The 16,269-nt window shown below is 49.4% G+C and carries 15 protein-coding genes and 1 pseudogene; all 16 read left to right on the top strand.

Going from position 1 to position 16,269, the window contains the following annotated elements; all coding sequences use genetic code 11:
- Window positions 1-98: 98 nt before the first annotated feature.
- The 16 genes and pseudogenes from SOP97_RS06130 (at window position 99) to SOP97_RS06195 (ending at window position 15,931) form a co-directional block, all read left to right on the top strand.
- Window positions 99-829: pseudogene (locus tag SOP97_RS06130) on the top strand (GDP-mannose 4,6-dehydratase).
- Between the two features lie 129 nt (window positions 830-958).
- A complete protein-coding gene (locus SOP97_RS06135) occupies window positions 959-1,213 on the top strand; it encodes a hypothetical protein (RefSeq protein ID WP_322948623.1) in 255 nt (84 codons plus the stop codon).
- Between the two features lie 74 nt (window positions 1,214-1,287).
- Window positions 1,288-2,472, top strand: coding sequence for an oligosaccharide flippase family protein (locus tag SOP97_RS06140; RefSeq protein ID WP_322948604.1), 1,185 nt, complete (start codon window positions 1,288-1,290; stop codon window positions 2,470-2,472).
- Between the two features lie 116 nt (window positions 2,473-2,588).
- Complete coding sequence (locus SOP97_RS06145) at window positions 2,589-3,605, top strand: glycosyltransferase family 2 protein (RefSeq protein WP_322948605.1); 1,017 nt, start codon at window positions 2,589-2,591, stop codon at window positions 3,603-3,605.
- A gap of 2 nt (window positions 3,606-3,607) precedes the next feature.
- A complete protein-coding gene (locus tag SOP97_RS20305; RefSeq protein ID WP_411912030.1) occupies window positions 3,608-3,997 on the top strand; it encodes an EpsG family protein in 390 nt (129 codons plus the stop codon).
- Complete coding sequence (locus SOP97_RS20310; protein WP_411912031.1) at window positions 3,927-4,607, top strand: EpsG family protein; 681 nt, start codon at window positions 3,927-3,929, stop codon at window positions 4,605-4,607. Before SOP97_RS20305 ends, SOP97_RS20310 begins: the two co-directional genes overlap by 71 nt.
- 101 nt (window positions 4,608-4,708) lie before the next feature.
- Window positions 4,709-5,920: a glycosyltransferase gene (locus tag SOP97_RS06150; protein WP_322948606.1), complete on the top strand. Its 1,212-nt coding sequence runs from the start codon at window positions 4,709-4,711 to the stop codon at window positions 5,918-5,920.
- Window positions 5,913-6,947, top strand: a complete 1,035-nt coding sequence (locus tag SOP97_RS06155; RefSeq protein ID WP_322948607.1) for a polysaccharide biosynthesis protein — start codon at window positions 5,913-5,915, stop codon at window positions 6,945-6,947. The genes SOP97_RS06150 and SOP97_RS06155 overlap by 8 nt, the downstream gene beginning before the upstream one ends.
- A 3-nt stretch (window positions 6,948-6,950) precedes the next feature.
- Window positions 6,951-8,069, top strand: coding sequence for a UDP-2-acetamido-2,6-beta-L-arabino-hexul-4-ose reductase (gene wbjC, locus SOP97_RS06160; RefSeq protein ID WP_322948608.1), 1,119 nt, complete (start codon window positions 6,951-6,953; stop codon window positions 8,067-8,069).
- A gap of 23 nt (window positions 8,070-8,092) precedes the next feature.
- Window positions 8,093-9,226: a non-hydrolyzing UDP-N-acetylglucosamine 2-epimerase gene (gene wecB / locus SOP97_RS06165; RefSeq protein ID WP_322948609.1), complete on the top strand. Its 1,134-nt coding sequence runs from the start codon at window positions 8,093-8,095 to the stop codon at window positions 9,224-9,226.
- A gap of 7 nt (window positions 9,227-9,233) precedes the next feature.
- Window positions 9,234-10,490, top strand: a complete 1,257-nt coding sequence (locus SOP97_RS06170; RefSeq protein ID WP_322948610.1) for a glycosyltransferase family 4 protein — start codon at window positions 9,234-9,236, stop codon at window positions 10,488-10,490.
- Complete coding sequence (locus SOP97_RS06175) at window positions 10,484-11,449, top strand: UDP-glucose 4-epimerase family protein (protein WP_322948611.1); 966 nt, start codon at window positions 10,484-10,486, stop codon at window positions 11,447-11,449. The genes SOP97_RS06170 and SOP97_RS06175 overlap by 7 nt, the downstream gene beginning before the upstream one ends.
- Entirely contained in the window at window positions 11,446-12,480 is a 1,035-nt protein-coding gene (locus SOP97_RS06180; RefSeq protein ID WP_322948612.1) for an MraY family glycosyltransferase, read from the top strand. Before SOP97_RS06175 ends, SOP97_RS06180 begins: the two co-directional genes overlap by 4 nt.
- Window positions 12,481-12,811: 331 nt before the next feature.
- On the top strand, window positions 12,812-13,000 hold the full coding sequence (locus tag SOP97_RS06185) for a hypothetical protein (protein WP_322948613.1): 189 nt from the start codon (window positions 12,812-12,814) through the stop codon (window positions 12,998-13,000).
- 375 nt (window positions 13,001-13,375) lie between these two features.
- Entirely contained in the window at window positions 13,376-15,304 is a 1,929-nt protein-coding gene (locus tag SOP97_RS06190) for a polysaccharide biosynthesis protein (RefSeq protein WP_411912034.1), read from the top strand.
- A gap of 303 nt (window positions 15,305-15,607) precedes the next feature.
- Window positions 15,608-15,931, top strand: coding sequence for a ComEA family DNA-binding protein (locus SOP97_RS06195; RefSeq protein WP_322948622.1), 324 nt, complete (start codon window positions 15,608-15,610; stop codon window positions 15,929-15,931).
- The last annotated feature ends 338 nt before the right edge of the window (window positions 15,932-16,269 follow it).

Below are 16,269 nucleotides of genomic sequence, written 5' to 3' on the forward strand. Positions count from 1 at the left end.
AGAGGCTGAGCCGTTCAAGCCCAATCAAGTGAAGCCCTTTCATCCTTAAGCAGCCAAGCTGCTTTAAGTTAACTACCAATGATGGTTGCTGCGTTTTTATGAAAATACTCGTGACAGGTGGTGCAGGTTTTATTGGGTCTGCCGTTATTCGCCACATTATTAGCCACACAACCGATAGTGTGATTAACCTCGACAAGCTCACCTATGCCGGTAACCTCGAGTCATTGGCTGACAGTAGTGCCAGCGAGCGGTATGCCTTTGAGCAGGTGGACATCTGTAATCGTGCTGAAGTTGATCGTGTGTTCCGCGACCATCAGCCCGATGCCGTGATGCACCTGGCAGCGGAAAGCCACGTAGATCGGTCGATCGACGGCCCTGCAGCTTTTATTGAAACCAATATCGTTGGCACCTACCATTTGCTAGAAGCTACACGACAGTATTGGCAAGGCTTGGGCGATGCCTGCAAGGCAGCCTTTCGCTTCCATCACATCTCAACGGACGAGGTGTATGGCGATCTCGAAGACCCCGCCGAACTGTTTCTCGAAACTACCCCCTACGCGCCAAGCTCGCCGTACTCCGCCAGCAAGGCAAGCTCCGATCATTTGGTCCGCGCCTGGAGCCGTACTTACGGATTGCCAACGCTGATTACCAACACCTACGCTACGCCATCGAGGCCAGCAAAATTCAGCGCGAACTGGGTTGGACGCCGGAGGAAACTTTTGCGTCCGGTATTCACAAGACAGTCGTTTGGTCTCTAGAAAACCTCGAATGGTGTCGCCATGTCAAAGGCGGCAGCTATCAGCGAGAACGCTTGGGCGTGAGTGGTTAGACGTTAAGGACGAGGAGCTGAGCATCCGTCCCAACCGGTAGGAGCGGCACCGCCGCCGCGATTTATTCTTTGATGGCTTTTTAAGGGCCTTCTGAGAATTACGATTGAATTAGAAGTGTAGGAATTATTATGTTGAATTTTGACGAGTTAAAGTTAGTTGCTATTGGTCTTGGCTATGTTGGGTTGCCGTTGGCTATCGAGCTTGACAAGCAGCGTTCGGTGCTCGGGTTTGATATTAATGTCAACCCATCAGTGCGCTTGAAGCCGGGCATTGCGTTAGAAACCTACACCTCAGAGTTCACACTAAAACGGGTGAGGGGGCTGTGCGCTACTGCAAGTCATGGTGTTGATCTGATGTCGTATAGGTTCGTTAGCTTTTTGTGAGGTATATTTTGAACCTGGCTCAGATCAAGAAAATCTACAGGGAAAATGTTAAGGTTATAAGTAACTATTCCCATATGACTATTTTACAGGTAGTGAATTCTTTTTTTTATATCTTGATCTACCCATTTGTTATCAATACGGTAGGGCTCGAAAATTACGGACTTTATGTTTTTGCAACCAGTATTGCTGCTTATTTCATGGTTTTTATAAACTTTGGATTTGATATGCATGCGGCAAAGCTGATATCGCTCGATCAAGATGATAAGGAGCTGCAAGCTTCGCTGCTATCCTTGGTGACAGCTGCGAAATTATGTCTTGAGTTGTTTGCCGTCGCCATATTTGCGTTCCTAATTATGAATGTTCCGTTTATGAGGGCTAATTACTTACTCTTTGTTTTGTGTTTTGCTAACACAGTTTCATGCATATTTTTGCCTCAGTGGTATTTTCACGGTATGCAAAAAATGAAAATTCTTACGATTATTCAGCTGTCGTTAAAACTCATATCATTGCCTGCAATTTTTTTTCTTGTTGATAGTGTTGGTGATGTAGATGTTTATGCGTTTATTGTCATTATCACCAATGTGCTTGCGTCGTTGATAGCATTTGGTATGGCTATTAAGTTCTCCCGTGAGCCTCTCAAGTGGCCTGTAATGGCTAAAGTAAAAGCACTGTTGTTTGAGGTGCAACCATTTTTTTGGTCGAGTGCAACAAATACACTAAAACAGAAAAGTGTAGAGATTATAATCGGCTCGTTATTTGGAATGAAAGAGGTTGCAATTTACGATTTGGCAAATAAGATATTCTCTGTGCCGAGTTTGCTAGCTTCGAATATTAACGCAGCGCTCTTTCCCATGATGGTGAAAAAGGCGCAAAAAAATGTCGTTAATAAGATAATAAAAATTGAGGTCTTCATCGGGTTGCTCTGCATGTTGTCGGTGGTGGTCGGGGGGTACTGGGTCGTTCGATTGATATCGGTACATGATATGCAGGAAGCCTACTATTTGTCGATGCTGCTTAGTTTCAATATAATGACTTTTCTAGTTGTGGGTAGTCATATATATTTTATATTTATTCCTCATCGGCGGTATGATTTTGTATTAAGGAATCAGGTTTTTTCGGTAATTTCATTTTATGTTTTTTGTGCGGCATATCTGTCTCTCAGTTGGAGTGTTTATTCTGTTGTGTTGGCCTTGGTCAGCTCTGCACTGCTGGAAATATTTTATAGTTACTCGTTAGTAAATAAGGTGAAGGGTTATTAGCTTGATAGTTTAATTATTGGTGATGGTTTAACTGTGTATATGTTTATTTTTGAATCAGAGGCGATGGAATATCGCTAATAAAGCAGGTTAATCTTATAGGTTTTTTGGAGTGCGTGATGATAGTGGCGAATTTCAGTATCCCGGTTGTTTTGTTTCTGTTCAAACGAGTAGACAAGCCTTTGGAAGTGCTAAGGCAAATAGCGAAAGTGGCCCCTGCAAAGTTATATTTGTTGGCAGATGGGGGGAGAAATGAGGAAGAGACGGCGCTGGTAGAGCGTTGCAGGCAGTCCATTGAAGAGGCTATTACATGGGACTGTGAGGTTATCCGGAAGTATGAAGAAAAAAATATCGGCGTTTATTCAAATATAGCTGAAGGTGCCAAGTGGGTTTTCGAGCGCGAAGACTGTGCCATTTTTCTTGAGGACGACAATCTTCCGGAGTTGACGTTCTTCAAGTTTTGCGAGGAAATGCTGATTAAGTACAAACATGACTCTCGTGTTTTGTGGGTGTGTGGGACTAATTATCTGAAAGAGTATGCGCCGAAGGATGGTTCTTGTTATGTATTTACTAAGAATATGATGCCGTGCGGTTGGGCATCTTGGTCCGACAAGTTTACAAAGCTATACGATGGTGAGTTGGAGCTCTGGCGAGATAGTTATATAAAGAAAAGAATAAAAGATGATTATCAGTACAAATGGCTCTATTATCAGGACAAGTATAATCTTGACTATGAAATTGACTCCAAGGATAATCTCGGCCGGTTCTATTCTTGGGACTATCAGATGAGTTTTACAATGCGCGTGCATAATGTTTACGCGATTGTCCCAAGATACAATCAGATCAAGAATATCGGTGTTGATAGCGATTCTACCCATGGTGGGGACACAACGCATGATGTCATGGTCGAAAGGTTCTGTGGCTTGCAAACAAAAGCAATGGATTTTCCATTGAAGCATCCGACCGCATTCCTAGCTGACCTCCCCTTTGAGGTCGCGGTAGCAAAGATAATATTGCATCCAAAGTTTTTTTCACCAAGGTCAATCGCTTCTCGCGTTATCAGAAAAGTACTGGGTGTTAAAAAGACTGAAAGTATCTCTTTTTTTATTAAGAGTAAATTTTCAAACTGCAGGTAGATATGTCCAGAAATAAGCTGTTGTCGGTCTTTCTAGCGTTGCCGATTTTTCTGGTGATGTGGGTTTTGTATGGCTGGAACTATTGGAACGGGGACAGAGAGGCCTATGAGTTTTACTATTCTACGCGTGACACGCTTGCGAGTTGGGGGGCGGAAATTGGTTATGGTTCGTTAAACATCCTCGCCAGTCAGTCGGGCCTGTCCTTTCAAAGCTTTCAAATACTAATATCGTTCGTGACCTTGTATTTGGTTTTCAGGTATATGATCAAGCGAACAGTGTCACCGTTCGTTTCGTTGGTGTTGTATTTGATTTTTTTTTTCCTTGGATTTCGTTCTAATGCGAAATTTTCTTTCGTTTGCGATTCTTTTGCAGGGGATGCTGACGCTGTTTGAGGCTAAACCCTATTGTAAGATGAAATATGCTTTATTTGTTTTGGTCGCAGCCACTGTTCACCAGTCATCTCTGATTTTTATAGTGTTCATGTTTATGCCGCTTAATCGAGTGGTTTCGCTGAGAGGTTTCTTTTTAGTATACATGATGCTTGTTATTTGTTATGTGTTAGTGAGGTTTAATGTGCCTTTGCCAGCGGCCGTGGCTGCTCATTTTAATTATTATGATACGTCTTTAAAAAGCGCATTTACCATTGTTTTTGTTCACTTGGTTTCCATGGTCTTAATGACGTTTGTTGTACTGGCGGAACGGAAGAGTTTGTGCCGGGTTGAATGCGCTTACGGTCGCGATAAAGAGCTCGTATTTATACTAAATTTGAATATCTTTTCCTTGTTTTTCCTGGTGTTGTACTTTGAGTCTGAAATTTTTATCAGGCTGTTTCGTACTGTCTTGTTTTTTAATATTATGCATTGTGCTGGTTCCTTGTTTTTGTTAAGGCGCACCTATTTATTTTTAGTTTTTATATTTTTATTTTTTCTGGGTATCTTATGTTCTTTTTTATTTTTCCCGTCGCACAGTTCTCTCTTGTTCCGCTATTCAAAAATAATCTAATTTTGAACTGATGCGGTAAATAAGGTGTAGTTGAGTGCTATTTTTTTTGTGGAGTGATGTGCATTGTTCTGCCTTTTGGAATTGGTTCAGGTGAGGTTCTCATGAATATTTTGTTTTTAGGTGGCATTTTCAGCGAGGGCGACAAAGATAATATTTCTCAAAATTCTAAGGGCAGCATGCAGTATGCCGCAGATACACTTCAGAAAAACTATATAACTGGTTTTTCTCAGAATGACTCTGTGAATGCAATTTCGGTAATAAGCCTTCCTTTCATTGGTGCTTACCCGAAACGCTATAAAAATCTATTTTATCGGCCTGTTACCGTTCGTGAGTCTTTGGGGTGTGCCACTGTTCTGAATGTCGGCTTTTTCAATTTAACCATTTTTAAAAATCTCCATAAAACCATTCTGGCGATCAAGTCCATCCTAGCAGAAATGAAGGTTAACCCAAGTCAGCCTCACTTCCTGGTTTGCTATTCTATGCATTTGCCGTTTTTATTGGCCTGCTATGTTGTGAAGCGTGTCAAGAGGGATACGCATCTTTGTATCATTGTTCCCGATCTGCCGGAGTACATGGCAGTCAGAAAAGGTTTAGCTAAATTTATATTCCATTTGCTATCGCTTATGTCATATTCGATCGTAAACAGAGCTGACAGCATTGTTGCAATTACGAGAGAAATGCTGAATAAATTTGATGAAGGCATAAAAAAAATTGTTATCGAAGGTATTGCGGATAATCGTTATATTTCCATTCCCGAAGTGGTCCAGCGCAAGAAATATTTTTTGTACACCGGTACATTGGATCGCCGCTATGGAATAAGAAATTTACTTGACTCCTACATTGGTTCTGGAGTCGACGACTACGAACTGTTCATTTGCGGTGATGGGGATGATCGAAAGTATGTCGAGGGCGTCGTTGCTACTGGTGCGAAAGTCAAATATTTCGGGCAGTTGGATCGGGATTCGGTGCTCACCCTGCAAAGAAATGCAGCGCTCTTGATCAATCCGCGGGATAATAACTCTGAGTTTACAAAGTATTCGTTTCCATCAAAAATAATAGAATACATGTCTTCTGGTGTGCCGGTTCTGATGTATAGGCTCGACGGTATACCAGAAGATTACTATGATTTTTGTTACCTAATACCCCGAGGTGATGATGGGTTGAAGATAAAATTGTTAGAGCTTTCAAAGCTTTCTGATAATCAGTTTATTAGCAAGGGTGAGTCGGCTAAGAAATTCATTGTTGAAAATAAAATGCCTGATATGCAGGTCGCTAAATTGTTGGATATTTTTAAAGGAAATGATCATGTTTAAAGGCAAGAAGTTACTGATTACCGGAGGTACTGGCTCTTTCGGTAACGCTGTTCTCAAGCGTTTTCTCGATACCGATATCGCTGAAATCCGTATTTTTAGCCGTGATGAGAAAAAACAGGACGACATGCGCAAGCGCTATGCTAGCCCTAAGCTGAAGTTCTATATCGGCGATGTACGTGATTACCAGAGCATCCTGAATGCCACGCGCGGCGTGGATTACATTTTCCATGCGGCAGCTTTGAAGCAAGTTCCGTCCTGTGAGTTTCACCCAATGGAGGCGGTTAAAACCAATGTTCTGGGTACCGAGAACCTGCTCGAAGCAGCGATCCAAAATGGTGTCAAACGTGTGGTTTGCCTGAGTACGGATAAGGCTGTTTACCCGATCAACGCTATGGGGATTTCCAAGGCGATGATGGAAAAGGTCATAGTGGCTAAGTCACGTAATGTCGATGACGAGAAAACTGTGATATGTGGTACTCGTTATGGCAACGTCATGGCTTCACGCGGTTCGGTTATTCCGCTGTTTATCGAGCAGATACGTGCGGGCACGCCGTTGACTTTGACCGACCCAAACATGACGCGCTTTATGATGACTTTGGCCGATGCGGTTGATCTGGTGCTGTATGCCTTCGAGCATGGCAATAATGGAGACATCTTCGTACAGAAGGCTCCTGCCGCTACGGTTGAGGTTCTGGCCAAGGCGTTGACTACGTTGGTGGGCAAACCTGAGCATCCGATTCGGGTTATCGGTACGCGCCATGGCGAGAAGCTTTATGAGGCCTTACTAAGCCGTGAGGAAATGGCCTGCGCGGAAGATCGTGGCCAGTATTTCCGTGTACCAGCGGATTTGCGTGACCTGAACTACGGCAAATTTGTGGAGCAGGGCGAGGAGAAGATTTCCCGCACAGAAGATTACAACTCCCATAACACTCAACGTTTGGATGTCGAGGGTATGCAGCGCTTGCTCCTTAAGTTGGACTTCATGCGCGCCATTCAGCGTGGCGAACACGCTGCTGCCGAGGAATAAGCGATGAAAGTGCTAATCACGGGGGCTGATGGTTTTGTCGGCAAAAACTTGCAGGCTCACCTTAGCGAGCGCAGCGACGTGGAGGTGCTGCGCTTCACTCGCGATGACTCAATGGCTGTGCTACCGGCATTGGTGGCTCAGGCAGATTTCATTTTCCATCTGGCTGGGGTCAATCGCCCTGAAGACCCCGATGAATTCAAGCGCGGCAATTCAGATCTAACTCGTACGCTTTGCGATGCGATTGTATCCAGTGGCCGCCAGATTCCGTTGCTGTACACCTCATCTATTCAGGCGGAACTGGACAATCCATATGGGGTTAGCAAGCGTGGCGCTGAAGAAGCCCTTAAAGCGCTGGCTACCCAGCAGGGTTCGCCGGTCTATCTATTTCGGCTGCCGAATGTTTTTGGCAAATGGGCGCGTCCCAACTACAACTCGGCGGTTGCGACTTTTTGCCACAACGTTGCGCGTGATTTGCCGTTACAGATCAATGATCCGCAGGCCCGCATAACCCTTGTGTACATTGACGATGTAGTTGGGTGTTTCATTGCAGTAATGGAGGGCAAGCGGGTTGGTCAGTCCTTCGTCAGTGTCTCGCCAGAGTACAGCATTACCGTTGGCGAACTGGCTGAGCAACTTCACACTTTCCGCGACAGCCGTGCGTCCATGATCACTGAGTCAGTTGGTACTGGTTTGGTGAGGGCATTATATTCCACCTACCTCAGTTACCTGCCACCCGAGCGCTTCACCTATGAAGTGCCGAAATATGGTGACCAGCGTGGCGTGTTCGTGGAAATGCTCAAAACCAAAGATTCCGGGCAATTTTCTTACTTTACCGCTCATCCAGGTATCACCCGTGGCGGTCATTACCATCACTCCAAGACCGAGAAGTTTCTGGTCATCAAAGGTAAGGCCTGTTTTCGTTTTCGCCACATCATATCGGGCGAGTTTTATGAGTTGTTCACTGATGGAGATCAACCGGAAATCGTCGAGACAGTCCCCGGTTGGACCCACGACATCACCAATGTCGGTGATGATGAAATGATCGTGATGCTGTGGGCTAACGAGATTTTCGACCGTGAGAATCCGGACACCTTCCCCCGCCCGGTCGGCACCGAAGCATAAGTCGCTTTGAACAAGGATTTGCAATGAAAAAGCTGAAAGTTGTCACCGTTGTCGGCACCCGTCCGGAAATTATTCGTTTGTCGCGGGTCATGGCCAAGTTGGATGAAAATTGTGAGCATGTGCTGGTGCATACCGGTCAGAATTACGACTATGAACTCAATCAGATTTTTTTTGATGATCTGGGTATTCGCAAACCGGATCACTTTCTTAATGCCGCTGGTGCATCAGGTGCCGAGACTATCGGTAACGTAATCATTGCTGTAGATCGTGTGCTGGCTGAAGTGCAGCCCGAGGCTTTGCTGGTGTTGGGCGATACCAACAGCTGCATGGCGGTGATTCCAGCCAAACGTCGCAAGATCCCGATTTTTCATATGGAAGCTGGCAACCGCTGCTTCGATATGCGCGTGCCAGAAGAAATCAACCGGCGGATCGTCGATCACACCGCTGATATTAATCTGACCTACAGCACTATCGCGCGCGATTACCTGCTGCGTGAGGGTCTACCGCCAGACATGGTGATCAAGACCGGTAGCCCGATGTTCGAGGTGCTCAACCACTACCGTGATGGCATCGAAGCTTCGGACGTGCTAGAGCGCCTGGGGCTAGAAGCAGGCAAGTTTTTTGTGGTCAGCGCCCACCGCGAAGAAAATATCGACTCCGACCAAAACTTCCTAAAGCTGGTCGCTGTGCTCAATACCGTGGCTGAGCATTATGGTTATCCGGTGATTATCTCCACTCATCCACGCACTCAGAAGCGTGTGGATGCTATGGGGGTGCAGTTTCATGCAAACGTGCGATTACTCAAACCACTAGGTTTTAAGGACTACAACAAGCTGCAACTCACTGCTAAAGCGGTGCTGTCGGACAGTGGCACCATCAATGAAGAGTCCTCGATCCTCAACTTCCCTGCATTGAATATCCGTGAGGCCCATGAGCGCCCGGAAGGCATGGAAGAAGCTGTAGTGATGATGGTCGGCCTTGAGGTTGAGCGTGTCATGCAGGCGCTGCAGATTCTTGAAAGCCAAGCCCGTGGTGAAGAACGCAGCTTGCGCTTGGTCGGCGACTACAGCATGCCTAACGTATCCGATAAGGTAGTCCGCATCGTGCATAGTTATCGTGATTATGTGATGCGTAATGTATGGAAGCAGAACAACTGAGCCTTATATGTCCGAACAAAAGTTAAAGGTTCTGATCGTAAGCCAGTATTTCTGGCCAGAGAACATGCGTGTCAACGATCTTGTTGAGGGGTTGGTTCAGCGTGGCCACGAAGTCACGGTATTGACTGGCTTGCCCAATTATCCGGAAGGGCGAGTATTTGAGGATTTCCGCCGGTCGCCTGAGCACTACGTTGAGTATCGTGGTGCAAAGATTGTACGAGTGCCGATCATTGCGCGGGGTAAACGCAGCCTCACTCTCATCCTGAACTACGTGTCTTTCTTTGTTAGCGGGTCTTTGTTGGGCTGTTGGAGGTTGCGCGGCAAAGAATTCGACGCGATTTTCGTCTATGCAGTATCGCCGATCATGTCGGCTATACCCGCGTTGGTGATCGGGAAGTTTAAGCGGGTGCCTGTATTTATCTGGGTTCTGGATCTGTGGCCCGAGACATTAAAGGCGGTTGGAGTATTGAGCAATGCACGCCTGCTCGCTCTAGCGGGTAAAGTGGTGTCCTGGATCTATAACAGGGCCGACTATTTGCTCCTCCAATCGAAAGCTTTTAGCTCCAGTGTGAAGAAGTACTGTACGCGGGAGATGCCTTCCGAACGCCTCGTGTATTTTCCAAGCTGGGCCGAAGATGGATTTTCTAGTTTGCCGGCAGAAGGATCGCCTTTGATTAAACGTGATCCGCAGTCTTTTACTATTCTATTTGCCGGCAACTTGGGGGAGGCACAGGATTTTCCCGCCATTCTCGATGTTGCCGAGTCTTCGCGCGGTAAGTTGGCCATGCGCTGGGTGATCGTGGGCGACGGCAGGATGAGTGAGTGGCTAGAGCAGCAGGTCGCCGAACGAGGATTGGACAATGTGTTTCTGTTGGGACGTCATCCTCTCGACGCCATGCCCCCTCTTTTCGCGACAGCAGATGCACTGCTGGTCTCGCTGAAAACTAATGTAGTCTTCGAGAAAACCATCCCTGGCAAGGTACAGGCCTACTTAGCATCCGGTAAGCCGATCCTAGGAATGATCGATGGTGAAGCGGCCCGCGTCATTGAGGAGGCTGGTGCCGGTCTTGCCTGCTCATCGGGTGACCGTCAGGCGTTCGCCAGTATTGTCGAGCAGATGGCGCTGATGAGCTCGTCGCAGCGCGAAGAGATGGGGGCGTTGGGTAAACATTACTATGAAGAGCATTTTTCCAAGGGAAAACTCTTCTCGGATCTGGTGCGTTTGTTTCGTCAGGCTACTCGCCGGGACGGCAAACAATGCTGAAGCAAGTACTGTTGACTGGCGGTACAGGGTTCGTCGGACGATCCGTGCTTAATCGCCTTTGCAGGGACGGTATGCAGGTGGTCGTTTGTTCGCGTGCGGAGACGATGAATGTTCCACGCGGCGTTAGGCATTTGTCCGTGGCTGGACTCGGCTCTAATACAGACTGGAAACTTGCACTCGACGGCATTGAGGCGGTTATTCACAGTGCTGCCCGGGTCCACGTTATGCACGATGAGTCGTCTGACCCACTTGCGGAGTTTCGCAAGGTCAACGTTGAGGGCACCTTGAATCTTGCCTGCCAGGCTGCAGAGTCGGGTGTGCGCCGCTTTATCTTTATCAGCTCAGTCAAGGTCAACGGTGAGGGCACGCCAGTCGGTATGCCTTACCTTGCCGATGCTAAGCCGCTGCCGGCGGACCCCTACGGCATTTCCAAGATGGAGGCCGAGCAGGGGTTGCGCGCATTGGCAGACGAAACTGGGATGGAGGTGGTGATTATCCGTCCGGTGCTGGTGTATGGGCCGGGTGTGAAGGCCAACTTCCTCAATATGATGCACTGGCTGCACAAGGGTGTACCTTTGCCTCTTGGAGCCATCCACAACCGCCGTAGTCTGGTTGCTCTGGACAATCTGGTGGACTTGATCGTGACCTGCATCGATCGTCCCGCCGCCGCTAACCAGACCTTTCTAGTCAGTGATGGCGAAGATCTTTCGACTAGCGAGTTGTTGCGCAGGATGGGCGCTGCGCTGGGGAAGCCGGCGCGGTTGTTGCCAGTTCCCAGCTGGATGCTCGAAGCGGGTGTAATGATGCTTGGGAAGAAAGCGCTTTCTCAACGGCTATGCGGCTCGCTGCAAGTCGACATCAGCAAAACACGTGAACTACTCAACTGGACACCGCCGGTGAGCGTCGATGACGAGTTGCGTAAAACGGCCAAGCACTTTCTGGAACAGCACGCAAAATGAGTATCTGGTTGTTATTGCCGGTGGTGGCCGGTGTTGCTCTTTTTTTGACTGGCGCGTTGCGCCGCTATGCCCTGGCCCGCAGCCTGATGGATATTCCCAATGCGCGTAGTTCGCACTCGGTACCGACGCCGCGTGGTGGAGGGGTTGCTATCGTGGTCAGTTTTTTGTTGGCCTTACCGTTACTCGCGTGGATGGGCTTTATCGCGTGGCCGTTGGCTTGGGCGTTCCTGGGGGCAGGAGCGGGGATTGCTGTGCTGGGCTTTCTCGATGATCACGGGCATATCGCTGCGCGTTGGCGTTTGCTTGGGCATTTCGCCGCGGCCATATGGGCGCTGTTCTGGCTGGGAGGTCTGCCGCCTGTGGTGATGTTCGGTTTCACCGTTGATCTGGGCTGGTTTGGCCATGCGCTGGCGGCGGTGTATCTGGTGTGGCTGCTCAATCTCTATAACTTTATGGATGGTATCGACGGTATTGCCAGTGTCGAGGCTATTTGTGTGTGTGTGGGTGGTGCGTTGGCGTATGGGTTGTTGGGCTTCGCGGGCTCAGCCCAACCTACGGGATTTGTTGTGCCTCTGCTTTTGGCCGCAGCCGTTACGGGTTTTCTATTTTGGAATTTTCCGCCGGCACGGATCTTTATGGGCGATGCGGGCAGTGGTTTTCTCGGCATTACTCTGGGCTTGTTGTCTCTGCAGGCTGCTTGGTTCGCGCCGCAGTTGTTGTGGAGTTGGTTAATCCTGCTTGGGGTGTTTATCGTCGATGCAACCTTCACCCTGTTACGCCGTCTGTTGCGGGGCGACAAGGTGTATGAGGCTCACCGCAGCCATGCTTACCAATGCGCCTCACGCCAGTTTGGTCGGCATTTGCCGGTGACGCTTGTCGTAGGCGGCATCAATATTCTCTGGCTGCTGCCCATTGCGCTTTGGGTTGGCCTTGGCGGGATAGATGGTTTGCTAGGGTTGCTGATTGCTTATTTGCCGTTACTGGGGCTGGCGGTGAAATACCATGCCGGTGAGTTGGAGAGGCAGGTGTGAGCGATCGGATGTTAGTCATCATCGGCGCTGGTCGGAACAGCAAGGCAGTTGCAGAGGCGGCGCTGCTGAGTGGCGAATGGTAGAGGATCACTTTTGTCGATGATCGTTGGCCTGAGCTAAGCGAGAGCTTTGGCAGGCAGGTTGTAACCAGTGTGGCAGGTTTGGCTGCGCTGGAGGTTGAGGTAACAGGAGCCATTGCCACAGTTGGCAATAATGCAGTGCGTGAACAGTGCGTCAAGGCCATTTATGCTGCGGGGCTGCCTTTAGTAACTGTGGGCATCCACGGGCTTGTGTGAGTGCCTCCGCTGTTATTGGCGCAGGTACAGCGATCATGGCGCTCGCGATGGTGGATGTTGATGCAGTGATTGGTGAGGGCGCTATCGCCAATGCCAATGCCACAGTCGATCACGATGCCAGCTTGAGTCAGTCTCCCACCTTGGCGTTGGTGTTCAGTTGGCAGACGGTGTACAGATTGCTGCCCGAGCCTGGCTGCAGGCTGGGGCTAGTGCAGGGTATCTAGTGGTGGTAGACGAAGGCGTGGTGTGTGCAACCGGCACGGTATTGCGAGCTGATGTGGTCGTTGGTGTTTATCTCGTGGTTCAGGTGGTTGTGTGGCTGAGTGCAGGTATCAGCTGATACTTATGATTTGGCGAATGTTGTTCGTCATTGCAACTGAATCCGCTTTTTAAAGCGGCGATTGCTTTGGGTTTTAGGTGGCCGCGCATTCGCTGCTGAGCTCTCCAACAATTATCATGATTACTTAGCCACCAAGGGCTCCATCTCGCTATGTTCATGCTCTAAAGATTGAGGAATCATCGTGTTAAGACTTGCTGAAAAGTTGCGCAGTCGTCTGGTTAGTTTGCCACGACGTCAGAAGCGACTGATTCAGGTCGCCATGGACGTGGTGCTTATCTGGAGTGCGCTTTGGTTGGCGTTTGTGGTGCGTTTGGGAGATAGCAAGGCTGTCGAACCCTTGGCTGGGCATGCCTGGTTATTTGCATTGGCGCCGGTTATCGCCATTCCGCTGTTTGTTCGCTTCGGTATGTACCGCGCCGTGATGCGCTATTTCGGTAACGATGCGCTGCTGGCCATTGGCAAGGCCGTTACGTTGTCTGCGTTAATACTGGCGTTGGCGGTTTATTGGTATCAGGGGGCACCCAAGCTCGTGCCGCGCTCGATGGTGCTCAACTATTGGTGGTTGAGTCTGGTATTACTCGGTGGGCTGCGCTTGGTAATGCGCCAGTATTTTATGGGCGATTGGTTTTCCGCCGAGAACCCCAGCCGACTGCAGGGACGTGAGCACGGTTTGCCTAAAGTGGCCATTTATGGGGCTGGCGCGGCGGGTAACCAACTTATTGCCGCCTTGCGTCTTGGGCGTGCTATGCGCCCGGTGGCTTTTATTGATGATGATTCAGGTATTGCTAATCGCACCATCGCCGGGCTGCCGGTTTACACCTCCAAGCACATCCAGCAGATGATCAACGAAACGGGCGCCGATGAAATCCTCTTGGCCATGCCTTCAGCCTCGCGTGGGCGCCGGCGGCAGATTCTTGAGGCGTTGGAGTGCTTTCCGCTGCACGTGCGCAGCATTCCCGGTTTTATGGATTTGGCCAGTGGCCGCGTGAAAGTCGAGGATGTGCAGGAAGTCGATATCGCCGATTTACTCGGGCGCGATGCGGTGCCGCCGCAACAGGTTCTATTTGAGCGTTGTATTCGTAATCAGGTAGTGATGGTGACCGGCGCTGGCGGCTCGATTGGCGCTGAGTTGTGCCGGCAAATAATGCTTAACGAGCCCACAACGCTGCTGTTGTTCGAGCACAGCGAATTCAACCTGTACAGCATTCACAGCGAGTTGGAGGCGCGGATCAAGCGTGAGTCGTTGCCACTTCGCTTGGTGCCGATTTTGGGCTCGATTCGCGACGCCGATAGGCTGCTGGATGTGATGCAGACCTGGAAGGTGGACACCGTCTATCACGCTGCCGCCTACAAACATGTGCCGATGGTGGAGCACAACATTGCCGAAGGTGTGCTGAATAATTTATTGGGTACGCTTAATACTGCGCAGGCGGCGGTCAGGGCAGGGGTAAGCAACTTTGTGCTGATCTCTACTGACAAAGCAGTGCGCCCCACCAATGTTATGGGCAGTACTAAGCGTTTAGCCGAGATGGTGTTGCAGGCGCTTAGCCGTGAAGCGGCGCCTGTGTTGTTTGAGGATGACAAGGCGCTGCGCCAGTTAAATAAAACGCGTTTTACCATGGTGCGTTTTGGCAATGTATTGGGTTCATCCGGCTCGGTAATCCCTCTGTTTCACGAGCAGATTCGTAAGGGTGGGCCGGTTACGGTCACCCATCCGAATATCACCCGCTACTTTATGACCATCCCGGAAGCGGCGCAGTTGGTCATCCAGGCGGGTGCGATGGGGGAAGGTGGCGATGTGTTCGTACTGGACATGGGTGAGCCAGTCAAAATTGCCGATTTGGCGGAAAAGATGATTCATCTCAGTGGCTTGAGTGTTCGCTCTAAGAAGAGTCCGCAGGGCGATATTGCCATCGAGTTTTCCGGTTTGCGCCCTGGCGAGAAGCTTTACGAAGAGTTGCTGATTGGCGATAACGTCAGCCCGACTGAGCACCCAATGATCATGCGGGCCAATGAAGAACATCTGCCCTGGGAGGTGTTCAAAGTACGTTTGAGCGAGTTGCTCGGTGCCGTTGAGCTCGATGACTATGACCGGGTACGCCAGCTATTGCGCGAGACGGTGAGTGGCTACAAACCAGACGGTGAAATTGTCGACTGGATTTATCAGCAGCGCCGAATAGAGCCATAACGAAACGCTCACTGATACCTTGTGTTCAATTTTTAGTGGCGGCTGGTGCCACAATCAATGACGGGTGCATCGTTGATTTTGGCCATGGAGGCTTCCCTGAATTGCTTGGGCAAACCCGCTCCCACATATCGAGTTATGTGCCTGCCCATGCAGCACGTGGATGCTTTTTGAACGCGTCATAAGCCGCAAAGTAAACAATTTTTGTCAGGGTAGTTTGACAGTGGCGTAACAACGTCTAGTTTTGAGAAAGTATGGAGCTGGATTGCCATGCGCTTCTATAAAACTAACGAAAGGATGCACACGATGTTTAACGCTAAACTTTCCTCTCTGCTGTTTGCCTTGCTGGCTTCTTTCTCGCTGATGGTATCAGCGGCGGAAGTACCCAGCCCATCTGGCGCTGAAGCACCGAGTGCTGAAGTAGCTGCCGTCACCAAAGTCAATCTGAATACTGCTGATGCGGCCACTCTACAACGTGAATTGTTGGGGATTGGTGAAGTTAAAGCACTGGCGATTGTTGCTTATCGTGATGAGCATGGTGACTTTGCTTCGGTGGATGAGTTGCTGGAAGTTAAAGGGATTGGCGAAGCAACGCTTGAGAAGAATCGCGATAAGTTGAGTATCAACTGACGGATAAAAGTTGTTGCGGGAAACGAAGCCGGTTATCTGCCGGCTTTTTTATGGTGCGCCAGGCATGGCGCGTAGCGCCGTGACTGGCGCTGTCGGGTTCACTGTGGTGGTGAGCCTGGCGACTTGGAGGTGAAAGTCCTCTACACACCCGGCAAGGGGAAGTGTTAGCTGAAGGCAAGGGTGTCGCGGGCGACTGCGAATCTGAAGGAAGCCCGAGGCAAAATGCTGGCCTGACGAACAGGAAGCGGATGAGGCGGCGCAGCGGGGTGAGGTGGCCATAATCGCCAAAGCCCGATACTTGCACGGAACGCTGCGACGTAGATCCGACAGGCATAAGC

The organism is Pseudomonas spirodelae, assembly GCF_034653255.1.
Taxonomy (GTDB): domain Bacteria; phylum Pseudomonadota; class Gammaproteobacteria; order Pseudomonadales; family Pseudomonadaceae; genus Aquipseudomonas; species Aquipseudomonas spirodelae.